Raw genomic sequence first — 19117 nt, forward strand, 5'->3', positions numbered from 1 at the left:
CACCCTTGCGAGTGGCTTCCATGCGTGTGATCAGCCTTCGATCGCCCGCGTCACCCGTGCGTGCGCCGCCTCGCCTCCGCATCGACGTCGCGCAGCGACTTGCCGCGCGTTTCCTTCGCGAGCCCCACGCATACGATCGAGATCACAGCCGCGGCGACCAGATACAACGCGATCGGCGTCGACGAGTGATAGCGCTCGAGCAGCGACAGCCCGATCAGCGGCGCGAGCGAGCCGGCCATCAGCGGTGCGACCTGGTAGCACAGCGACAGCGCGGTATAGCGCACGTTGGTCGGGAACATCTCGGTCATCAGCGCCGAATACGGCGAGTAGGTCATCGATTCGATGAAGAGGCCGAGCACGATCGCGGCCATGATGATCCAGTCGTTGCCGGTGTCCATCATCGGGAACGCGACGAAGCCCCATCCGGCGGTCAGCACCGCGCCCGTCAGGTACACGGGCTTGCGGCCGACGAGGTCCGACATCAGCCCCATCAGCGGGATGAAGAAGAAGTGGATCGCGTTGGCCGCGAACATCAGCTTCAGGATTCGCGTGGTATCGAAGCCAACGACCAGCTTCAGGTAGGTCAGCGAAAACGTGACGACCATGTAGTACAGGATGTTCTCGGCGAACCGCGCGCCGATGCCGATCAGCACCTGCCGCCAGTGGTACTTCAGCACGTGGGCCACGCCGAGCTGCTTTTCCTGCTTCTGCGCGCGGCGCGCCTGTGCTTCCTTGAAGATCGGCGCATCGTCGACCTTGCGGCGAATCCAGAAGCCGATCAGCACGACCACCGCCGAGAACCAGAACGCGGCGCGCCAGCCCCACGACAGGAAGTCAGCCTCCGACAGCGAACTCGACAACACCAGCAGGATGATCGTCGCGACGAGGTTGCCGGCCGGCACGCCGGCCTGCGGCCAGCTGGCCCAGTAGCCGCGGCGATTGTCCGGGCTGTGTTCGCTGACCAGCAGGATCGCGCCGCCCCACTCGCCGCCGAACGCGAAGCCCTGGATCAGGCGCAGCGACACCAGCAGCACCGGCGCCCAGTAGCCGATCGCATCGAAGGTCGGCAGGCAGCCCATCAGGAAGGTCGTGATGCCGACCACGATCAGGCTGACCTGCAGCAGATGCTTGCGGCCGAACTTGTCGCCGTAGTAGCCGAACACCAGCCCGCCGATCGGGCGCGCGGCAAACCCCACCGCATACAGCGCGAACGCGGCGAGCAGGCCGTCGATCGGGTTGCCCGTCTTCTTGAAGAAGTGCGTGCCGAATACCAGCGCCGATGCCGTTCCATACAGGAAGAACTCGTACCACTCCGCCACCGACCCGACCATCGACGCCGCGACGACCCGCTTCAATTCCCGTTTCGACGCCGTGTCCTGCACGGCTGCCGCACCACCAGGCGAGACTGCCTCGCCGACCTGACTTGTCATCTCCGAATCTCCTCTCGTTGTCTTCCATTTCCCTTGACGGGCCGGTTCGCGAGTAAGCGCGCCGAAAGATTTTATACAATATTCAATACACAATCTACGCAATCTCAAAAATGGTTTGGGCAGCAGTGCGACACGTCGAGCGAGGTTCGCCGCCCCGGCTGGGAGCCTGCCGGGGAGTGACGGTGGGGTCGGATGAAGTGCGATGGGAACGGATTTCAGGCTCACCGGCCGGGCTCCGAGTGCCGCCGGGCGGCGCCGGGACGCGCATCGGCCAACCTCGGCGGGATCGCCCGCTATCCCTGTCGGAGGCCGCTGCGGCGCGGTTCGCCGCCCTCTCCGGCGCACCGGGACGACGGTCCGCGTCACGCCCTTTTTATTTTATATTGTATAAAATATGCGGACTGGCTAGAATGCAACGCGTCGATGGCTGACTCTCGGGCGAAACCGGAGGCAACGTTTCGGCACCGAGGCAAACAACAGGTGGCCAGCGCCGTCCGGATCACGGACGCACCAACGAGACGGCAAGTGCGCACAGCCCAGTTGCCAGCAATGACAGTTGACCCTATCTGAATGTGAGGAAACGAGATGAGCGACAACATTTTTACCGGCACCATTCCGGCCCTGATGACTCCGTGCACCGCTGATCGTCAGCCGGATTTCGACGCGCTAGTGAAGAAGGGCAAGGAGCTGGTGGCACTCGGCATGCGTGCGGTGGTGTATTGCGGCTCGATGGGCGACTGGCCGCTGCTGACCGAAGCGCAACGCCAGGAAGGCGTCGCGCGCCTGGTCGAAGCCGGCGTGCCGACCATCGTCGGTACCGGCGCGGTGAACTCGAAGGAAGCCGTGTCGCACGCCGCGCATGCCGCGAAGGTCGGCGCGCACGGCCTGATGGTGATCCCGCGCGTGCTGTCGCGCGGCGCGTCGCCGGCCGCACAGAAGGCACATTTCGCCGCGATCCTGAACGCGGCGCCGAACCTGCCGGCCGTGATCTACAACAGCCCGTACTACGGCTTCGCGACCCGCGCCGACCTGTTCTTCGAACTGCGTCGCCAGCACCCGAACCTGATCGGCTTCAAGGAATTCGGCGGCGCCGCCGACATGCGCTATGCAGCCGAGAACATCACGTCGCAGGACGACAGCGTGACGCTGATGGCCGGTGTCGACACGCAAGTGTTCCACGGCTTCGTGAACTGCGGCGCAGCAGGCGCGATCACCGGCATCGGCAACGCGCTGCCGCGCGAAGTGCTGCAACTGGTCGATCTGTGCAAGAAGGCCGCGCAAGGCGATGCAGTGGCGCGCGTGCGTGCGAAGGAACTGGAAGCGGCGCTGGCCGTGCTGTCGTCGTTCGACGAAGGCTGCGACCTGGTCCTGTTCTACAAGCACCTGATGGTGCTGAACGGCGACAAGGAATACACGCTGCACTTCAACGAAACCGATGTACTGAGCGACGCGCAGCGCAACTACGCGGAAGCGCAGTACACGCTGTTCCGCAACTGGTACGCGAACTGGTCGAAGTCGATCGCTTGAGCGCTCGCGCGACGCTGTGCGATACGCGGCCGTGACACGGCTGCGTGATGGCAAAAAGCCACGGAGCAATCCGTGGCTTTTTCTTTTCCGCGCGCACTCGGCAGGCGCCTGCCGAATCAGTGTTGCTGCACGGCCGCCCCGGTCGCGCGCTCCTGTTCGGTGATCTCCGTGCGGCGATGGCCGATCGCGTACAACGCACCGGCCGCGGCGAGCGCCGGCACCGCAAGCAGGCTGAACACATCGCCGAAGCGCCAGCCGAGCCCCATCAGCATCGCGCCGGCGAACGCGCCGGCCACGCCGCCGATTCGTCCGATGCCGAGCATCCAGGCCACGCCCGTTGCACGGCAATGCGTCGGATACAGGCTCGCCGCATAGGCCGACATCGACGTCACCGCGCTCGTCACCACGGTACCGCACAGGAAGATCAGCGTGCCGAGCCACGCGGCGTGTCCGATCGTGCGGCTCACCACCAGCACCAGCAGCGCCGCCACGACATACGCGAGCACGATCGTCCGGTTCGGATTGAAGCGATCCATCAGCCACCCGACACCGAGATTGCCGAGCACGCCGCCCAGCGGGAACAACGACGTCATCAGCGCGCCGCCTTCGGCGCTGAAGCCCGCGTCGCGAAACAGCGTCGGCATCCAGTTGGTCAGCAGGTAATAGATCAGCAGTCCCATGAAGTAGGCCACCCACAGCATCAGCGTGCGCGAACGAAACTGCGCGGACAGCACCTGCGCGAGCGCGGACGCCCCACCCGCTTGAGCGCGTGCGCCGGCGGCCGCGAACGTGCAGTCGTCGAAGCGCTCGCGCGGTGCAATCCGCGCAAGGATTCGTACGACGCGCGCATGCGTGCCCGGCCGTGCCGCGAGATACTGCGCGGACTCCGGCAGCAGCATCACGAGCGCGACCGCCAGCACGATCGGCCCGATGCCGCCCGCGGTCAGCACGCTTTGCCAGCCGAAATGGGGAATCAGCCATGCCGACGTGACGCCGCCCACCGCGAGCCCGCATGAGAAGCCGCAGAACATCGCGTTGACGGCCACGCCGCGGATCCGGGCGGGCGCATATTCCGACATCAGCGTGACGGCGTTCGGCATCGCAGCGCCAAGGCCGAGCCCGGTCAGGAAGCGAAATGCGGTCAAAGCCTCGATCGACTGCGCATGCGCGGACACCATGCTCCACGCGCCGAAGCAGGCCACCGACAGCACGAGCACCGTCTTGCGGCCGAGCCGGTCCGCGCACGGGCCGGCGGCGAGCGCGCCGATACCGAGCCCGGCCAGCGCCGCGCTCATCACCGGGCCGAGCGCGCTGCGCGCGATGCCCCAGTCGTGCGTCAGCGCGGGCGCGATGAAGCCGATCGCGGCCGTGTCGTAGCCGTCGGCGGCCACGACCAGAAAGCACAGGATCAGGATCAGCCACTGGCAGGGGGAAAAGCGCTCGCCGTCGATGAACGACTGCACGTCGAGCGTACGCGTTTGGGTTTTCATCTTGTGTCTCCTTCGGTCCGGGCGCACGACAGCGCTGATGCGCCGCATGCGCGCGGACATCTCCATGGTCATGTTTCGTTGCAGGTCCGGTGCCGGATGCGCGGCACCGGTCAGCCGGGCGGTGAATCCGCCGCGCCGCAGGCCAGCCAGCCGCCATCGACGTTCAGCACGGTACCGGTGACGTAGCTCGCCGCATCCGATGCGAGGAATGCGATCGCGGACGCGATCTCGTCCGGCTCGGCGAGGCGGCCGAGCGGCGTGCGGCGTTCGATCGCCGCCCTTGCCGCACGTGTGTCGTTCATGTCGTATTCCGATTTCATCGTCATGCGCTCAACGCGTCAGATACGCAAGGCTCGGGAACTCGACACGGCGGACGATGCGGCTCTCCTGCGCGACGATCAGATGGCCGGACGCCTGCAGATACGCGGGCCAGTCCGGATCGGCATCGCGCGCGGTGCGCCGCGCGTCGTAGTCGGCGATGCTGTCGTAGCCCCACAGATGGACGACCTGGTTCAGTGCGCCGATGTCGCTCATGTAGAAGCCGACCGGCGCACCGAGATACTTCACCTGGATCGGCATCGCGAGCCGGTCGAAGATCTCGATGAACTCCGCCATGCCGCGCGGGCGGATCGTATAGATGCGATGGTCGATGAATGCTTTCGAGGGTGTCATGGTCTGCTCCAGGTTCACGCGGTCGCGCGTGTGTCGACGGGCTGCGCGACGGCGGCGGGCGGTGCCGCTTCGGTGAGGTCGGCCTGGTCGGCAAGACCCGCGATATGGCGCGCGCTCAGGTAGCCGAACGTCATGATCGGGCCGAGCGTGATCCCCGCGCCCGGGTAGTTGCCGCCCATGATGCTGGCGCGATCGTTGCCGACCGCATACAGGCCGGCGATCGGCCGGTCGTCGGCGGCCAGCACCTGCCCGACCGCATTGGTCCGGATTCCGTCGAAGGTGCCGAGATCGCCCATCACGACCTTCAGCGCGTAATACGGCCCGTCGCCGAGCGGTGCCACGCACGGATTCGGACGATGGTCGGCATCGCCGAGATAGCGGTTGAACGACGTCGTGCCGCGGCCGAATTCGGGATCCTCGCCGCGCGCGGCGTCGTGGTTGTAGCGCCGCACGGTCGCCTCCAGGTTCGCCGCATCGATGCCGGCCCGCTGCGCGAGTTCCGCCAGCGTGCGGCCCTGCACGAGATAGCCGTTGCGCAACAGCGGCCCGAGCGGCACGGGCGCGGGCTTCGCGAAGCCGAGCCCGTATTTGCGGATCGTCGCGTGGTCGCACACCAGCCACATCGCCGTCTCGGTGTCGTCGCGGCAGGCCGCGATCATCGCGGCGCCGACGTCGTGATACGAATTCGATTCGTTCGTGAAGCGCATGCCGCGACGGGTCACGCCGATGACGCCCGGCTTGTAGCGATCGAGCAGATGCGGAAACACGCCGAAGCGGCCGTCGCCGAGCGGCACGCGCGACACGGGCATCCATGCGGCCGGTTGCGGATAGCGAATCTCCACGCGGCCGCCGGCCCGTTCGGCGAGTGCCGCACCATCGCCGGTGTTGCCGGTCGGGACCGGCGACACATGCTCGCCGCCGCGCGCAACGTGCGGGTACGCCCGCGCGATTCGCGCGACGTCGTGCGAGAAGCCACCGCTCGCCAGCACGACCGCGCGACGCGCGGTAATGCGATACCTCGCGTCGTCCACCCCGACCGTCGCGCCGACGATGCATGCGCCTTCCGTGACGAGCTCGCGCGCGGGCGTGCTGGTCAGGATCGGAATCCCGAGATCCAGCGCGGACTTCGCGAGCCGTGCGGCCAGCGCGTTGCCGCTCGTGACCTGCACGCCGCGCCGGTACAGCGCGAGATCCTTCAGATGCGCGGCAAGTCGCTTCGTCACGTACCACGCCGACTTGAGCGAGCGCGTCGCGTTGAAGAAGTGCTTCAGGTCCGCATTGGACGAATTGAACATCATCCCGATGAACGTGATCGTCTTCAACGGCGGACGCAGGCGCTCGAGATCGCGCCCGAGCCGCCGCGCATCGTAAGGCTCTGCAACGACCGAACGGCCGATGTCGACCCCGCCCGGCACGTTCGGGTGATAGTCGGGATACAGCGTCGGGACGAATTTCACGTCGGTTTCGCGCTCGAAGAAGTCGAGCATGCGCGGGCCGTGCTCGAGGAAGGCCTCGATCGCGGCGGCGTCGTGGAACGCGCCTGTTTCGCCGCGCAGATACGTACGCGCCGCATCGCGCGTATCCCGCACGCCGTTCGCGCTCGCATGGCGATTGCCGGGTATCCACAGCACGCCGCCGGAAAACGCAGTCGTGCCGCCAAAGCATGCTTCCTTCTCGACGACGATCACATCGAGGCCGGCCTTGCGCGCGGTAATCGCAGTGGACAGGCCGCCCGCTCCCGATCCGATCACAAGCAGATCGCACGTAACGTGCGTCGAACGCTGCCGATCGTTCATCATGTCTTCCTCCGTTTATGGAATAGCCGCGCGGCCGCATCGCCAGACGCGGCGTGCCTGCATGCAGCGCGGCAATGTCGTTGAATCAGCTGGCGCCGGCACCGGCCTCGTAACCCGGCCGCGGAACGAGATCCATCAGCATCGCGTCGAGGCCGCCGTCGACCACCAGTTCCGCGCCGTTCACATACGCGGCACGCGGACTGGCGAGAAAGGCGACGACGTTCGCGATGTCGTCGGGACGGCCGATGCGTCGGCTCGCGGTCATCGCGCTGCGCCGCGCCTCGATGTCGCCGCTTGCGTAGAACGACTCGGACAGCGGCGTGCGGATCATCCCGGGGCACACGGTATTGCTGCGGATGCCGCGCGGCCCCCACTCCGCCGCCAGTTGCCGCGCGAGCATCGCGACCGCCGCCTTGCTCGCGCTGTACGCTCCGCTATGCGTCTGCGGGTAGCGAGCCGCGATCGACGCGACATGCACCAGCGAGCCCGAGCCGCGCGCGAGCATCGCGCGCCCGAACGCTTGCGAACACAGCATGTAGCCCGTGAGATTGACCTGCAGCATCGCGTTCCATGCGTCGAGGCCGATAGTCTCGATGCCGCCCGCACGCAACAGGCCCGCGTTGTTCACGAGCACGTCGGCGTGGCCGAGATCGCGCTCCACTCGCTCGGCGGCCTGGGTCACGCTGGCGGCGTCGCCGATATCGCACCCGATTGCGATGACGTCGCCACCAGTCGTGCGCAGCCGCTCGGCGAGCGCGATGGTCTTGTCGGCGTCGCGGTCGAGCAGTGCGACCCGCGCGCCGGCCGCCACGAACGCTTCCACGATCGACGTGCCGATGCCGCCCGCCGCCCCCGTCACGACACACACCTGCCCGTCGAGACGAAGCCAGTCCTGCTGCTGATGGTCTGCTTGCGATAACATTAGGTATCCTTTTGAAATAGGCTGGAAATGTCCGGCTCGATCCGGCACATGCTGCCCGAACGTCGCGCGATGTATTGACTGCGAGCGCTACGTCGATGGGAAAAGTATAGAAGCGCGCATCGCGCGAAAATTGGACAAACGCCGCAAGCAACAGGACAATTTGTACACAGGAGGCCGCGGGGCATGAGGAGAATCCCTAACTACGATCTGTATGGCGAATCGGCTCGTCCGCCTTGGTACGACGCGTTCAACTTCGAATGGATTCCGGAGCGCAGCCGGCCGAACGACTGGCATATCGCCGCGCACCGTCACGATGCGCTATTGCAGATTTTGTACATCCGGGGCGGGCACGGGCACGTCGTGATCGAGAGCGAGAAGCACACGTTCACGCCGCCGTGCCTCGTGCTGCTGCCCGCACAGACGGTCCATGCGTTCGAGTTCTCGCCGCAGATCGACGGTCTCGTGATCACGGTCGTGCAGCGGGCGCTGGAAACGCTGGTCAAGACGGCCGCGCCGGGCGCGCTGTCGATCCTGCACCGTGCGGCGGTGATTCCGGTCAAGGGGTCGGACGCGAGCGTGTCGATGCTGATGCCGCTGTTCGCGTTGCTCGAACAGGAATTTCGCAGCACGTCACGCGGCCGCGGCGCGGCCGGGATGGCGCTGCTGGTGGCGCTGGTCGTTCACGTCGCACGCGTGAGCGATCTCGCGGCGGCACCGTCGCATGCCGGCACCGACCGGCGCGGCACGTTGCTGCGGCGTTTTCGCGAGCTGATCGACACGCATTTTCGCGAGCATCGACCGGTGGAATTCTATGCGGACCGGCTCGGCGTGACAGCCGCGCAGCTTGCGCGCGTCTGCCGGGAGGAGTTGGGGATCTCGACAACGGCGGTCGTCAATGCGCATCTGATTCGCGAAGCGCAGCGCGATCTCGTTTATTCGAACCTGAGCGTGAAGCAGATCGCGCACGAGATGGGCTTTGCGGACAGCGCGTATTTCAGCCGTTATTTCCGCAAGCAGACCGGCCAGACGCCGGGCGAGTTCCGGGAATCGGCCCATCGCGACCTGATGCCAGGCCCGTCGTAAACAGAGAGCGCAGCGAGAGCCGTTTCGCACGGCGGAGCCGGTCGCGGCGCATCGACGCCGCGACCGGGAGAGCCGACTCCGTCGCGCGGTGTCAGACCGCGACGGCGCCGACGTAGTTTTCGGCCATCGCCATCGCCGCCGGGCGCGACGTCGTCACGTGCTCGAGCTCCGCGACCTGCAGACGCTGCTCGAACGGCGACGCGTCGTCGAGTCGGTGCATCATGCGCGTCATCCAGTACGAGAAGTGTTCGGCGCGCCAGATCCGGCGCAGCGCGGTTTCGCTGTACGCGTCGAGCAGGTCGGTGCGGTCTTCGTCATAGAACGCCTGCAACGCGGACGTCAGGATGCGCACGTCCGACACGGCCAGGTTGAGGCCCTTCGCGCCGGTCGGCGGCACGATATGCGCGGCATCGCCGGCGAGGAACAGGCGGCCGTGCTGCATCGTCGTGGACACGAAGCTGCGCATGCCGACGATGTTCTTCTGGAAGATCCGCCCTTCCACGACCTGCTGGCCGTCGGCGGAGTCGACGCGCGCATGCATCTCCGCCCAGATGCGATCGTCGGACCAGTGGTCGACCGAATCCTTCGGGTCGCACTGGAAATACATGCGCTGCACGTTCGGCGAGCGCGTGCTGACGAGCGCGAAGCCGCGTTCGTGGCGCGCATAGATCAGTTCGTCCGACGACGGCGGCGCTTCGACGAGGATGCCGAACCAGCCGAACGGAAAGACCCGCTCGTAGTCCTGCCGCAATGCGGCGGGGATCATCGTGCGCGACACGCCCTGCGAGCCGTCGCAGCCGATCACGAAATCGCAGTCGAGCGTCTGTTCGACGCCGTCGTGCACGAAGCGGATCGACGGCGCGTCGGTATCGATACCGGAAATCGTCGTCCCGGACACGTTGAAGTACAGCGCACCGCCGGCCGCGACGCGCGCGGCCACGAGATCCTTCAGCACCTCGTGCTGCGCGTAGACGGTAATCGCCTTGCCGGTCAGCTCGGTCAGGTCGATGCGGCGGCGCTTGCCTTCGAACGCCAGTTCGAAGCCGTGATGCAGCGCGCCTTCCGCCTTCATCCGATCGCCGACGCCCGATTCGGTCAGCACGTCCATCGTGCCCTGTTCGAGCACGCCGGCGCGAATGGTGGATTCGATCTGTTCGCGTCCGCGCGTCTCGAGGACGACCGACTCGATGCCGCGCAGATGAAGAAGATGGGAAAGCAGCAGGCCCGCGGGCCCTGCGCCGATGATGCCGACTTGCGTACGCATGAATGTCTCCGGTGGGATTGATTTTGCGCAAGTGTGGCGGCAGCGCCCGCTATCCCGCAACGCGATATCCGGAATATGGACTATCTCGATAATGGATAAAGGCGGAACGGGCGCGTCAGGCCAGGTGCGGCGCGCACCCGCCCGGTCAGGGCTTCACCGTCGACCGCCGCGACTCCATCCCGTCGATCTTCGCGAGCAGCACGTTGCCGAATTTCGTCACGTGGCGCGGCAAGCCGGGGATCGCCAGCAGTGCTTCGATCCGCCCGCGCCAGTAACTCGGACGACTCACGCGCATCGCGCACGGCATGGCCGCATCGCCGGTATCGGCATCGCTTTCCAGCAACGCGACCATTCTTTCGATATGAGAGAGCTCACGCTCCACATAGTCTCTCGTCAGCATGTGATCGATACTCCCCGAAACACGAAGTCCCGCCCGGCCGCGCCGGCACGGCGTCGCGCGGCTCTACGTCCGGCTCGCCGTACACGCATCCCGTCACGGTACGCGCGCGCTGTGTCGGAACGTTGCCGCCCGTGTGATGACTTCGGTCATATGATCGGATCAATGCAGCGCGGCCTTCGAACGTGGTCGCTGTGCCGCGTCGGTTGCATCCGTTCCCCGCTATTCCGTTGCCGATCGTAGACACTCCGCGTCGCGACGGCATCCCCAAAATTGAGGACGCTTGCTGGAATCGATCGCACTCGTCCGGTCGTGACATGCGAGCGCCGACTTCCGCGCCAGTCGAAACCGGAGCGAACGGTCGACCGCAAGCGCCGATCCTGCGAGTCGATTCGCACACGTTGCACGCTTTCCCCTGGCATTCCGTGCGCACCGACGCCATTGCGCAAAGCGTCGGCCGTCCCCGGCAGATTGCACATTGGCGATTACGATCCGGCCGGTTTGCTCACTGTCCATTGACGCAGCTCTTCGAAATAATCGCTGCATGGCACGGCACACGGCGGACGTGACCCGTCACATCCGCCGCGGGCCATTCATGCCATCCACCATTGCCCAACAAACAACAGCCGCATCCGGCAGGCGCGCGTCACCGGTATCGCGGCAATGAACGGAGACGACATGTCGCAACGGCAAGCATCGCTGCACCGAGGACTCGAGGAGCGCCACGTCAGCCTGATGGCGCTCGGCACGGCCATCGGCGTCGGGCTGTTTCTCGGCTCGGCCAGCGCCATTACGACGGCTGGCCCGGCGATCCTGCTCAGCTACACGTTCGCCGGCGTCGCGATCTTCATCATCATGCGCGCGCTCGGCGAAATGGCGATCACGAACCCCGTCGCGGGATCGTTCAGCCGCTACGCGCAGGACTATCTCGGCCCGCTGGCCGGCTACCTGACCGGCTGGACCTACTGGCTCACCGCGCTGGTCGGCAGCATGTGCGAGATCACCGCGGCCGGTGTCTACATGAACATCTGGTTTCCGCACGTACCGACCTGGATCTGGACGCTCGCCGCGCTCGCGTCGGTCACCGCCGTCAACTTCGTCGCGGTACGCGCATACGGGGAGTTCGAGTTCTGGTTCGCGCTGGTCAAGGTGGTGACGATCGTGCTGATGATCGTCGTCGGCACCGGCATGATCGTCTTCGGCATCGGCAACGGCGGGATCGCCACCGGCATCTCGAACCTGTGGTCGCACGGCGGCTTCATGCCGAACGGTATCGTCGGCGTGCTGAAGGCGCTGCCGATGGTCATGTTCGCGTATCAGGGCATCGAGATGCTCGGCATCACCGCCGGCGAGGCCCGCAACCCCGAGAAGACGCTCTCCCGCGCAGTGAACTCGGTGTTCTGGAGCGTGCTGATCTTCTATGTCGGCGCGCTGTTCGTGACCATGTCGATCTATCCGTGGGACCGCATCGGAACCCAGGGCAGCCCGTTCGTCCTGACTTTCGATCGCCTCGGCATTCACGCTGCCGCGGGCATCATCAACTTCGTCGTGCTGACCGCAGCGCTGTCGTCGTGCAACAGCAACCTGTATGGCACCTCCCGGCTCCTCTACAATCTCGCGCTCCAGAAACAGGCACCGGCAATGTTCGCCCGCATCTCGGGCAACGGCATTCCGGCGGTCGCGCTGACGTTCTCCTGCGCTTGCTCGCTGCTCGGCGTGTTGCTCAACTACTTGAGCCCGCAACACGTATTCGTCTGGCTGACGGCCGTGTCGACGTTCGGCGCATTGTGGACGTGGGGTGTCATCCTCGTTTCCCATTACCGTTTTCGCAAGACGCTTCGCGCGACCGACATCGCGAAACTGCATTGCCGGGTACCGTTCTTCCCGTCAAGTAACGTGGCCGCACTCGCGTTCCTGCTGGTGGTCGTGACGCTGATGGCCGCATTTCCCGCGACGCGCATTGCGGTGATCGTCGGTCCGCTCTGGATCGCGATCGTCACGTGCATTTTCTTCGCGACGAAGGGCCAACGGATGCCAACGCGATTCGGCGCGTCGTCGCTCGACTGACTCTCGCGAATGCAGCGCGGGCGCGGGCACGACCGTGTTCGGCGGCTAAAACCGCGCTCAACCGCGCCGGCCGCGCGCGCCCTTGCTCTTGCCCGTGCCCGCCGGCGGCTCGCTTCCGCTCAGCCGGTCCAGCTGCCGAACGATCTCCGCGCGCAGCTCGGCCGGAATCTCCACGCTGTCGAGCAGCTCCGAGATCCAGAGCCCGTCGGCCGCCAGCCGGCAGATCATCAGCGTCGCCGCCCGCTCGAGCGGCACCGGGTCCGGCCGCGTCCACTCGCGCATCGGCACCGACCAGCGCGCACGCGTCTCCTGCTCGGTAATCATCGACGCGACCAGCACGCGCAGCACGTCGGTGCTCGCCGCCGGCTGTGCGGTGTCGAGCACCGCATGCAGATACGCGCGCGCCGCCGCGCCGTCGCCGTGCGGATCGGCTGCCAGGCGCGCGGCCATCTGCATCGCGAAGCGCTCGGTCGCCTGCCCGAACAGCGCATCGAGCAGGCCCTGCTTGTTCGTGAAGTGATACTGCAGCGCACCCTTCGTCACGCCCGCGCGCTCGGCGACCGCGTCGAGCGTCAACGCGGCCACGCCGTGTTGGGTCGCGATTTCCGACGCGGCTTCCAGCAGTTGCGCGCGCACCTGTTCTGGTGCCTTTTTCCGCCGCACGCCGGCGACGGGGGCGGGCGTGGGCTCGGGCGCGTCCCGTGCGTCGGCCGGTCCGGCCGTGTCGACACGCGCGGCGGTGTGGCGCGAAGCGGGTTCGAGGCGTTTTTTCATGGGGGCGATGTTAGCACCCGCGGTCTCGATATAAACATTCCGGCTGGATGGTATGATCCGCCGCATGAACAAACCCGCCCCCTCCCCCTGGTCCGCGCTCGACGCCGCGATCGCCCGTGGACGCGATGCGCTGATGCGTCTTCAGCAGCCTGACGGCAGCTGGTGCTTCGAACTCGAATCCGACGCGACGATCACCGCGGAATACATCCTGATGATGCATTTCATGGACAGGATCGACGACGCGCGCCAGGAGAAGATGGCGCGCTACCTGCGCGCGATCCAGCGGCTCGACACGCACGGCGGGTGGGATCTGTACGTCGACGGCGACCCGGACGTGTCGTGCAGCGTGAAGGCGTACTTCGCGCTGAAGGCCGCGGGCGACAGCGAGCATGCGCCGCACATGGTCCGTGCGCGCGACGCGATCCTGAAGCTCGGCGGCGCGGCACGCTCCAACGTGTTCACGCGGATCCTGCTTGCGACGTTCGGCCAGGTGCCGTGGCGCGCGGCGCCATTCATGCCGATCGAATTCGTGCTGTTCCCGAAGTGGGTGCCGATCTCGATGTACAAGGTCGCGTACTGGGCGCGCACGACGATGGTGCCGCTGCTCGTGCTGTGCTCGCTGAAGGCGCGTGCGCGCAACCCGCGCAACGTCGCGATCCCGGAGCTGTTCGTCACGCCGCCCGACCAGGAACGCCAGTACTTCCCGCCCGCGCGCGGGATGCGCCGCGCGTTCCTCGCGCTCGACCGCATGGTGCGCCATGTCGAGCCGCTGCTGCCGAAACGCCTGCGGCAGCGCGCGATCCGGCATGCGGAAACCTGGTGTGCGGAGCGCATGAACGGCGAAGACGGCCTCGGCGGGATCTTTCCGCCGATCGTGTACAGCTACCAGATGATGGACGTGCTCGGCTACCCGGACGATCATCCGCTGCGCCGCGACTGCGAGAACGCGCTGGAGAAACTGCTGGTCACGCGGCCCGACGGCAGCGTGTACTGCCAGCCGTGCCTGTCGCCGGTATGGGACACCGCGTGGAGCACGATGGCGCTCGAACAGGCGCGCGGCGTGGCCGTGCAGGAATCCCCCACGCCCGCGAGCGCACTGGATGAACTCGACGCACGCATCGCGCGCGCGTACGACTGGCTGGCCGAGCGCCAGGTGAACGAGCTGCGCGGCGACTGGATCGAAAACGCGCCCGCCGACACGCAACCGGGCGGCTGGGCGTTCCAGTACGCGAACCCGTACTACCCCGACATCGACGACAGCGCCGTTGTCACCGCGATGCTCGACCGCCGCGGCCGCACGCATCGCAACGTGGACGGCTCGCATCCGTATGCGGCGCGCGTCGCACGCGCGCTCGACTGGATGCGCGGGCTGCAATCGCGCAACGGCGGCTTCGCGGCCTTCGATGCCGACTGCGACCGCCTGTACCTGAACGCGATCCCGTTCGCCGATCACGGCGCGCTGCTCGATCCGCCGACCGAGGACGTGTCGGGCCGCGTGCTGCTGTGCTTCGGCGTCACGCAGCGCGCGGACGATCGCGCGTCGCTCGCGCGCGCGATCGACTACGTGAAGCGCACGCAGCAGCCCGACGGCAGCTGGTGGGGCCGCTGGGGCACGAACTACCTGTACGGCACGTGGAGCGTGCTGGCGGGGCTCGCGCTCGCGGGCGAGGATCCGTCGCAGCCGTACATCGCCCGCGCGCTCGCATGGCTGCGCGCACGCCAGCACGCGGACGGCGGCTGGGGCGAGACGAACGACAGCTACAGCGACCCGGCGCTCGCCGGCACCAATGCGGGCGAAAGCACGTCGAACTGCACCGCGTGGGCACTGCTCGCGCAAATGGCGTTCGGCGACGGCGAATCGGACTCGGTCAAGCGCGGCATCGCATATCTGCAATCCGTGCAGCAGGACGACGGCTTCTGGTGGCACCGGTCGCACAATGCGCCGGGCTTTCCGCGCATCTTCTACCTGAAGTATCACGGCTATACCGCGTACTTCCCGCTGTGGGCGCTCGCGCGCTATCGGCGTCTGGCCGGCGCGGCGGCGGCATCGGGCAATCGCATGCCGTCGGCCGAGACAACGCTTCCCGCAATCGCGTAAGCGGTCAGGCGTCGGGCAGCAGCCTGCGTTCGAACGCGCTGCCGCCCGATGCTTCTTCTCGTCACACGAATCCCGCGTCGATCAGCATGCAGCCGCCCGCCCCCTGATCGATCCGGCACCTCACCGCTCGATCGGCACCCGTTGCAGAATGGGAGCATCGCCGCATGCATGCGGTCACGCAAGTTGCGCGGCACTGCTGCCCTCGTCCTGGCGAGCTCGTGCCACCAGCTTCTTGCCACCCTCCGCGCGCGCTCAAAACTTGTGCGTGATGCCGACAATGGTCGCGACCTGCGAGCGCGTGCTTGCGCTGGGCCCCAGATCGCCGATCGTGCCGCCGGCGGCCACGGTCGCCAAACCGTCGTCGCTGAACGTCGTACCGCTCGCATGCGAGTAACCCGCTTCGGCGTACAGGCTCGTACGCTTGCTCAGCGAATAGGTAAAGTTCACGCCTGCGTTGTTGTAGGTGGCCGACGAGGCTCCGCTCGAACGGGTATACACATAGTTGATCGAGCCGCTCAAGGCAGGCGTGATCTGATACTGAAGCGCCGCGCCGCCGATGTTGTACGTCTCGGTACGGTTGAACGCGCCGTAGTTTGCATATGGCTTGTACTGAGCGTTGCTGTAGCGGAGATTGGCCGTAAGATCGCCGATCGCATACTGCACGGCCGCCTGGATAATCTGGCGCGAGCCGTACATCGAGATGTCGCCGGACAGCGGCACAACCGAGTTGTTCTGGTTCAGGTCGGCCGCGCCGTTGCCACTGGCGTCGTTTCTGGCAAACAGATACCCCGCGGCAACCGTCAGCCCGCCGTTATTGTACGAGGCCGCGGCGCCATACATTTGTCCGCCGGCAGTATTGCCCGCGATGCCCCCGAAACCGTACATCAGCTCATACTGAAAGCCGCCGTAGATCGGGCTCGTGTACTTGATCGAATTGTTGACCCAGAACGAGTTGTCGTTGTTGTCGACATCACCCGGGGTCGTGAACAGCGCGCCGGCCATCGCATCGCCGGTAATCGGCTGGATCAGATCGACGGTGGGATCGTACTGGCGGCCCGCCGTGAGCGTGCCGAATGCATTGCTGGACAGACCGACGAAGGCGTTATGTGAAAACAGGCGCCTGGAGTCCGAAAGCTGCCCGTTCGTGACGTCGAAGCTGCTTTCCAATGTAAAGATCGTTTTCAGTCCGCCACCGAGCTCCTCGGCCCCCTTCAACCCCCAGTATGACGATTCGTTGTCGCCGCTTTGCATGGCGAACAGCGAACGGCCACCGGTGTTGTTGTAGTGGGCAAGAGCTGCGTCGATCGAACCGTAAAGCGTGACACTGCTCTGCGCATGCGCGGTGCCGGACGCGGCGACCGCCAAGGCGATGCACATTCCGGCTTTGCCGATCTTGAAATTCTGCAATTTTTTAAACATCGCAAATAATTAATAGTGCGAATCAATGATAATTTTCATCGCCCCCCCGATAAGGCAATCGGAAACTGGCGTGCGACTCTCTGTCGAATAGTCGTGAACGACAATCGAACGCTCACGCCATGAGCAATGTTGAAACCGGGAGAAGTAGCGCGATGAGTACGACCGGGCGCGGCAACTTCCCGAGGCGGCAATTGCATAGCGCGTGCAGACGTAGCCGCCGCACGCGCCGCCCGACATTCGCTTTAGTGCAACGTCTTCAACGCGTTGTCGACGAACGTATTGGTATAGGTCTGATCGACCTTCACGCCGTGATATGCCGGATTGGCCGCTGTCAGCACCTGCCACTCCTTTGTAGCGCCGTCGTCAGACATCCTTCCGTCGTTGGCAAACATCGGAATCTCCTCCTTCAACACCTTCAGGTATGCCGTGCGATCCTTGCCCACGATCTCCGGAGGCATCACTTCCATGATCTGCTCCGGCGTATGCGTATTGATGTAACGCAGCGTGCGCACGAATGCATTCGCCAGCTGCTGTGCGATCTCCGGATGCGCCTTCACTCGCGCACTCATCATGTACACCGTGCTTGAAGGAAACAGCGTGCCCAGTGCCGCCTTCGTGCCTTGCGGCGTCGTCAGATCGGCAAAGACTGTCCCGGCATCCTGCGACTCGTAAAGATCGCCCTCCGGCGTCGGCGCCACGACCAAATCAGCCCCGCCGCTACGCAACGTGTCGACGTTCTTCGCGTACTTCGTCGGGAGTCGCGTGTAGTCGCCGATGCCGTTGCCTCCGGCCAGCACGAGCGCGTTCGCGACCGTGGTCTTCGAGGATCCGGCGCCGCCGGAGATGATGCGTGCGCCCTTCAGGTCCGTCACGCGACGGTACTTTTCACGCACCTGGTTCGCGACATATACCTTGGCGCCAGGCGTCACGCCCAACGTGACGACTGCTTCGGTATCGATACCGTGCGACCGGTTGACGACGTTATGGTGATAGTAGGCCATCACTGCGTCGACCCGGCCATCTTTGAGCAGATCGACGCTCGGCACGTCGTCGCGCGTGTTCATGACGGTGACGACTGTCTTCCCGTCGCTCAGGTATCCGAGACGTTCGGCAAGCACCACCGGGAAATTGCGAACCTGCTTGATCTCATCGACCAGCAGTACGATGCGCTGCGGTGACGTGTCGGTCGCTCCGACAGTCAGCGGCGACGCGGCGCCGCTCTCCGCTGCCGCTGCAAGACCGCTCACCATGCAGGTGGCGACGAAGGCAATTGCGAGCTTCTTCATGAAAGGTCCCGTGGAGTAAAAGTTATCGGCCGGCAACGACGGGATCGGCAACCACGACTTGCCCTTCGGCTCGCACACGTTGCTTGCTATCGCTGATGGCTTTCCATTCGGGATTCGACTTCAGGCGCTCACGCACCCTGCTCACGATGGCTTCGCGATCGCTCAATGCGGTCTCGCTCTTGTATTGCAGGATCGCGATCACATCCCACTCGCGTGCGGCCGGGAACTGGCTCATGTAGATCGAGTAACCGGCCAGCACGCCCTCGTCCATCCATCCCTTGAACTGAGGAATGACGTAGGCATCCGCATATTTTCGGTAGTCACTGGCAGACACCTCCGTCTTGTACGGAATCGCTACATACACGGAGCCCGGCGCGGCGTCCGACGCGGCAACGTTCGAACGCCGAAGATCGACCGGCGCCGTACGGATCGAGGTCGTCACCGCCAGCGCCTTCGCGGAAAGCGCGCCGGGGTGCGTTTCCTCGACCTTGCGCCAGCGGTACAGATCGTCAGGCGTGGCGAACGTGAGAACAGCCATCGCGTCCCAGTTGCCGGAATCCGCGTAGCGGTTGAACAGCAGGTTGTACCGTGTGAGACGACCGTCGTGCTTCCACTGCGCGAGTTCGCGCGCAGTCGACAGCGCGAGTTCGCGCTGCAGCAAGGGCCGGTTTGCGGGCGTCGTCTGGTACGTGACGATCAGCGAAAGACCCTGATCGTCGGCCGGCAGCGCGGCCGACGCGGCGGCGGCAGTCCCCGCGGCCTCCGTAGCGCTCGCGATTCCTGCGTGCAGCAGGCCGGTGAGCGCCATCGTTACGGCAACGGCGCGACCAATGTTCGTCATGGAAGAGGATTTCATGGAAGTTGTTCAGAAAAACGTTGAAAGGATTGAGGC

15 protein-coding genes and 1 pseudogene are annotated in these 19117 nt (G+C 65.6%); 4 read left to right on the plus strand and 12 right to left on the minus strand.

The features are described 5' to 3' along the window. Nucleotides 1-50 precede the first annotated feature (50 nt). The gene (gene abaF, locus AC1Z3W_RS19095) at nt 51-1430 is read right to left on the minus strand and encodes a fosfomycin efflux MFS transporter AbaF (RefSeq protein ID WP_483508252.1); all 1380 of its coding nucleotides are present in this window, start codon (nt 1428-1430) and stop codon (nt 51-53) included. A 585-nt stretch (nt 1431-2015) separates the two neighbouring features. Here abaF and AC1Z3W_RS19100 point away from each other — a divergent pair. Beyond that, complete coding sequence (locus tag AC1Z3W_RS19100; RefSeq protein WP_057929066.1) at nt 2016-2957, plus strand: dihydrodipicolinate synthase family protein; 942 nt, start codon at nt 2016-2018, stop codon at nt 2955-2957. Nucleotides 2958-3073: 116 nt separating this feature from the next. Here AC1Z3W_RS19100 and AC1Z3W_RS19105 read toward each other — a convergent pair whose 3' ends face one another. The 5 genes and pseudogenes from AC1Z3W_RS19105 to AC1Z3W_RS19125 form a co-directional block, all read right to left on the minus strand. Then, the gene (locus tag AC1Z3W_RS19105) at nt 3074-4447 is read right to left on the minus strand and encodes an MFS transporter (protein ID WP_483508253.1); all 1374 of its coding nucleotides are present in this window, start codon (nt 4445-4447) and stop codon (nt 3074-3076) included. Between the two features lie 110 nt (nt 4448-4557). Next, a pseudogene (locus AC1Z3W_RS19110) lies at nt 4558-4743 on the minus strand (SDR family oxidoreductase); the annotation flags it as partial. Between the two features lie 34 nt (nt 4744-4777). Next, entirely contained in the window at nt 4778-5119 is a 342-nt protein-coding gene (locus AC1Z3W_RS19115) for an NIPSNAP family protein (protein WP_057929069.1), read from the minus strand. 14 nt (nt 5120-5133) lie between these two features. Further along, nucleotides 5134-6915, minus strand: coding sequence for an FAD-dependent oxidoreductase (locus AC1Z3W_RS19120; protein ID WP_483508340.1), 1782 nt, complete (start codon nt 6913-6915; stop codon nt 5134-5136). Nucleotides 6916-7000: 85 nt separating this feature from the next. Then, nucleotides 7001-7837 carry an SDR family oxidoreductase gene (locus tag AC1Z3W_RS19125; RefSeq protein WP_175827020.1) on the minus strand — a complete coding sequence of 279 codons (837 nt, stop codon included), beginning with the start codon at nt 7835-7837 and terminating at the stop codon, nt 7001-7003. Nucleotides 7838-8020: 183 nt separating this feature from the next. Between AC1Z3W_RS19125 and AC1Z3W_RS19130 the strand changes: the two genes are divergently transcribed. Further along, entirely contained in the window at nt 8021-8920 is a 900-nt protein-coding gene (locus AC1Z3W_RS19130) for a helix-turn-helix domain-containing protein (protein WP_057929071.1), read from the plus strand. A gap of 91 nt (nt 8921-9011) precedes the next feature. On the opposite strand, the gene AC1Z3W_RS19135 is transcribed toward AC1Z3W_RS19130, so the two are convergent. Further along, a complete protein-coding gene (locus AC1Z3W_RS19135; RefSeq protein WP_057929072.1) occupies nt 9012-10184 on the minus strand; it encodes a 4-hydroxybenzoate 3-monooxygenase in 1173 nt (390 codons plus the stop codon). Nucleotides 10185-10329: 145 nt separating this feature from the next. After that, entirely contained in the window at nt 10330-10584 is a 255-nt protein-coding gene (locus AC1Z3W_RS19140) for a hypothetical protein (protein WP_124835017.1), read from the minus strand. Nucleotides 10585-11259: 675 nt separating this feature from the next. On the opposite strand from AC1Z3W_RS19140, the gene AC1Z3W_RS19145 reads away from it, so the two are divergent. Continuing rightward, nucleotides 11260-12648, plus strand: coding sequence for an amino acid permease (locus tag AC1Z3W_RS19145; protein WP_483508254.1), 1389 nt, complete (start codon nt 11260-11262; stop codon nt 12646-12648). A 57-nt stretch (nt 12649-12705) separates the two neighbouring features. Here the strand turns inward: AC1Z3W_RS19145 and AC1Z3W_RS19150 are convergent, their stop codons facing one another. Further along, nucleotides 12706-13422: a TetR/AcrR family transcriptional regulator gene (locus tag AC1Z3W_RS19150; protein WP_057929074.1), complete on the minus strand. Its 717-nt coding sequence runs from the start codon at nt 13420-13422 to the stop codon at nt 12706-12708. Between the two features lie 52 nt (nt 13423-13474). On the opposite strand from AC1Z3W_RS19150, the gene shc reads away from it, so the two are divergent. Continuing rightward, the gene (shc, locus tag AC1Z3W_RS19155; RefSeq protein WP_483508256.1) at nt 13475-15520 is read left to right on the plus strand and encodes a squalene--hopene cyclase; all 2046 of its coding nucleotides are present in this window, start codon (nt 13475-13477) and stop codon (nt 15518-15520) included. A gap of 252 nt (nt 15521-15772) precedes the next feature. On the opposite strand, the gene AC1Z3W_RS19160 is transcribed toward shc, so the two are convergent. The 3 genes from AC1Z3W_RS19160 to AC1Z3W_RS19170 form a co-directional block, all read right to left on the minus strand. Then, a complete protein-coding gene (locus AC1Z3W_RS19160) occupies nt 15773-16939 on the minus strand; it encodes a porin (protein WP_483508257.1) in 1167 nt (388 codons plus the stop codon). Nucleotides 16940-17181: 242 nt separating this feature from the next. Then, entirely contained in the window at nt 17182-18225 is a 1044-nt protein-coding gene (locus AC1Z3W_RS19165) for an ABC transporter substrate-binding protein (RefSeq protein ID WP_124835012.1), read from the minus strand. Nucleotides 18226-18247: 22 nt separating this feature from the next. Further along, nucleotides 18248-19066, minus strand: a complete 819-nt coding sequence (locus AC1Z3W_RS19170; RefSeq protein ID WP_483508258.1) for a hypothetical protein — start codon at nt 19064-19066, stop codon at nt 18248-18250. Nucleotides 19067-19117: the final 51 nt, after the last annotated feature.

It is taken from the genome of Burkholderia sp. 10_S31 (genome assembly GCF_056930375.1).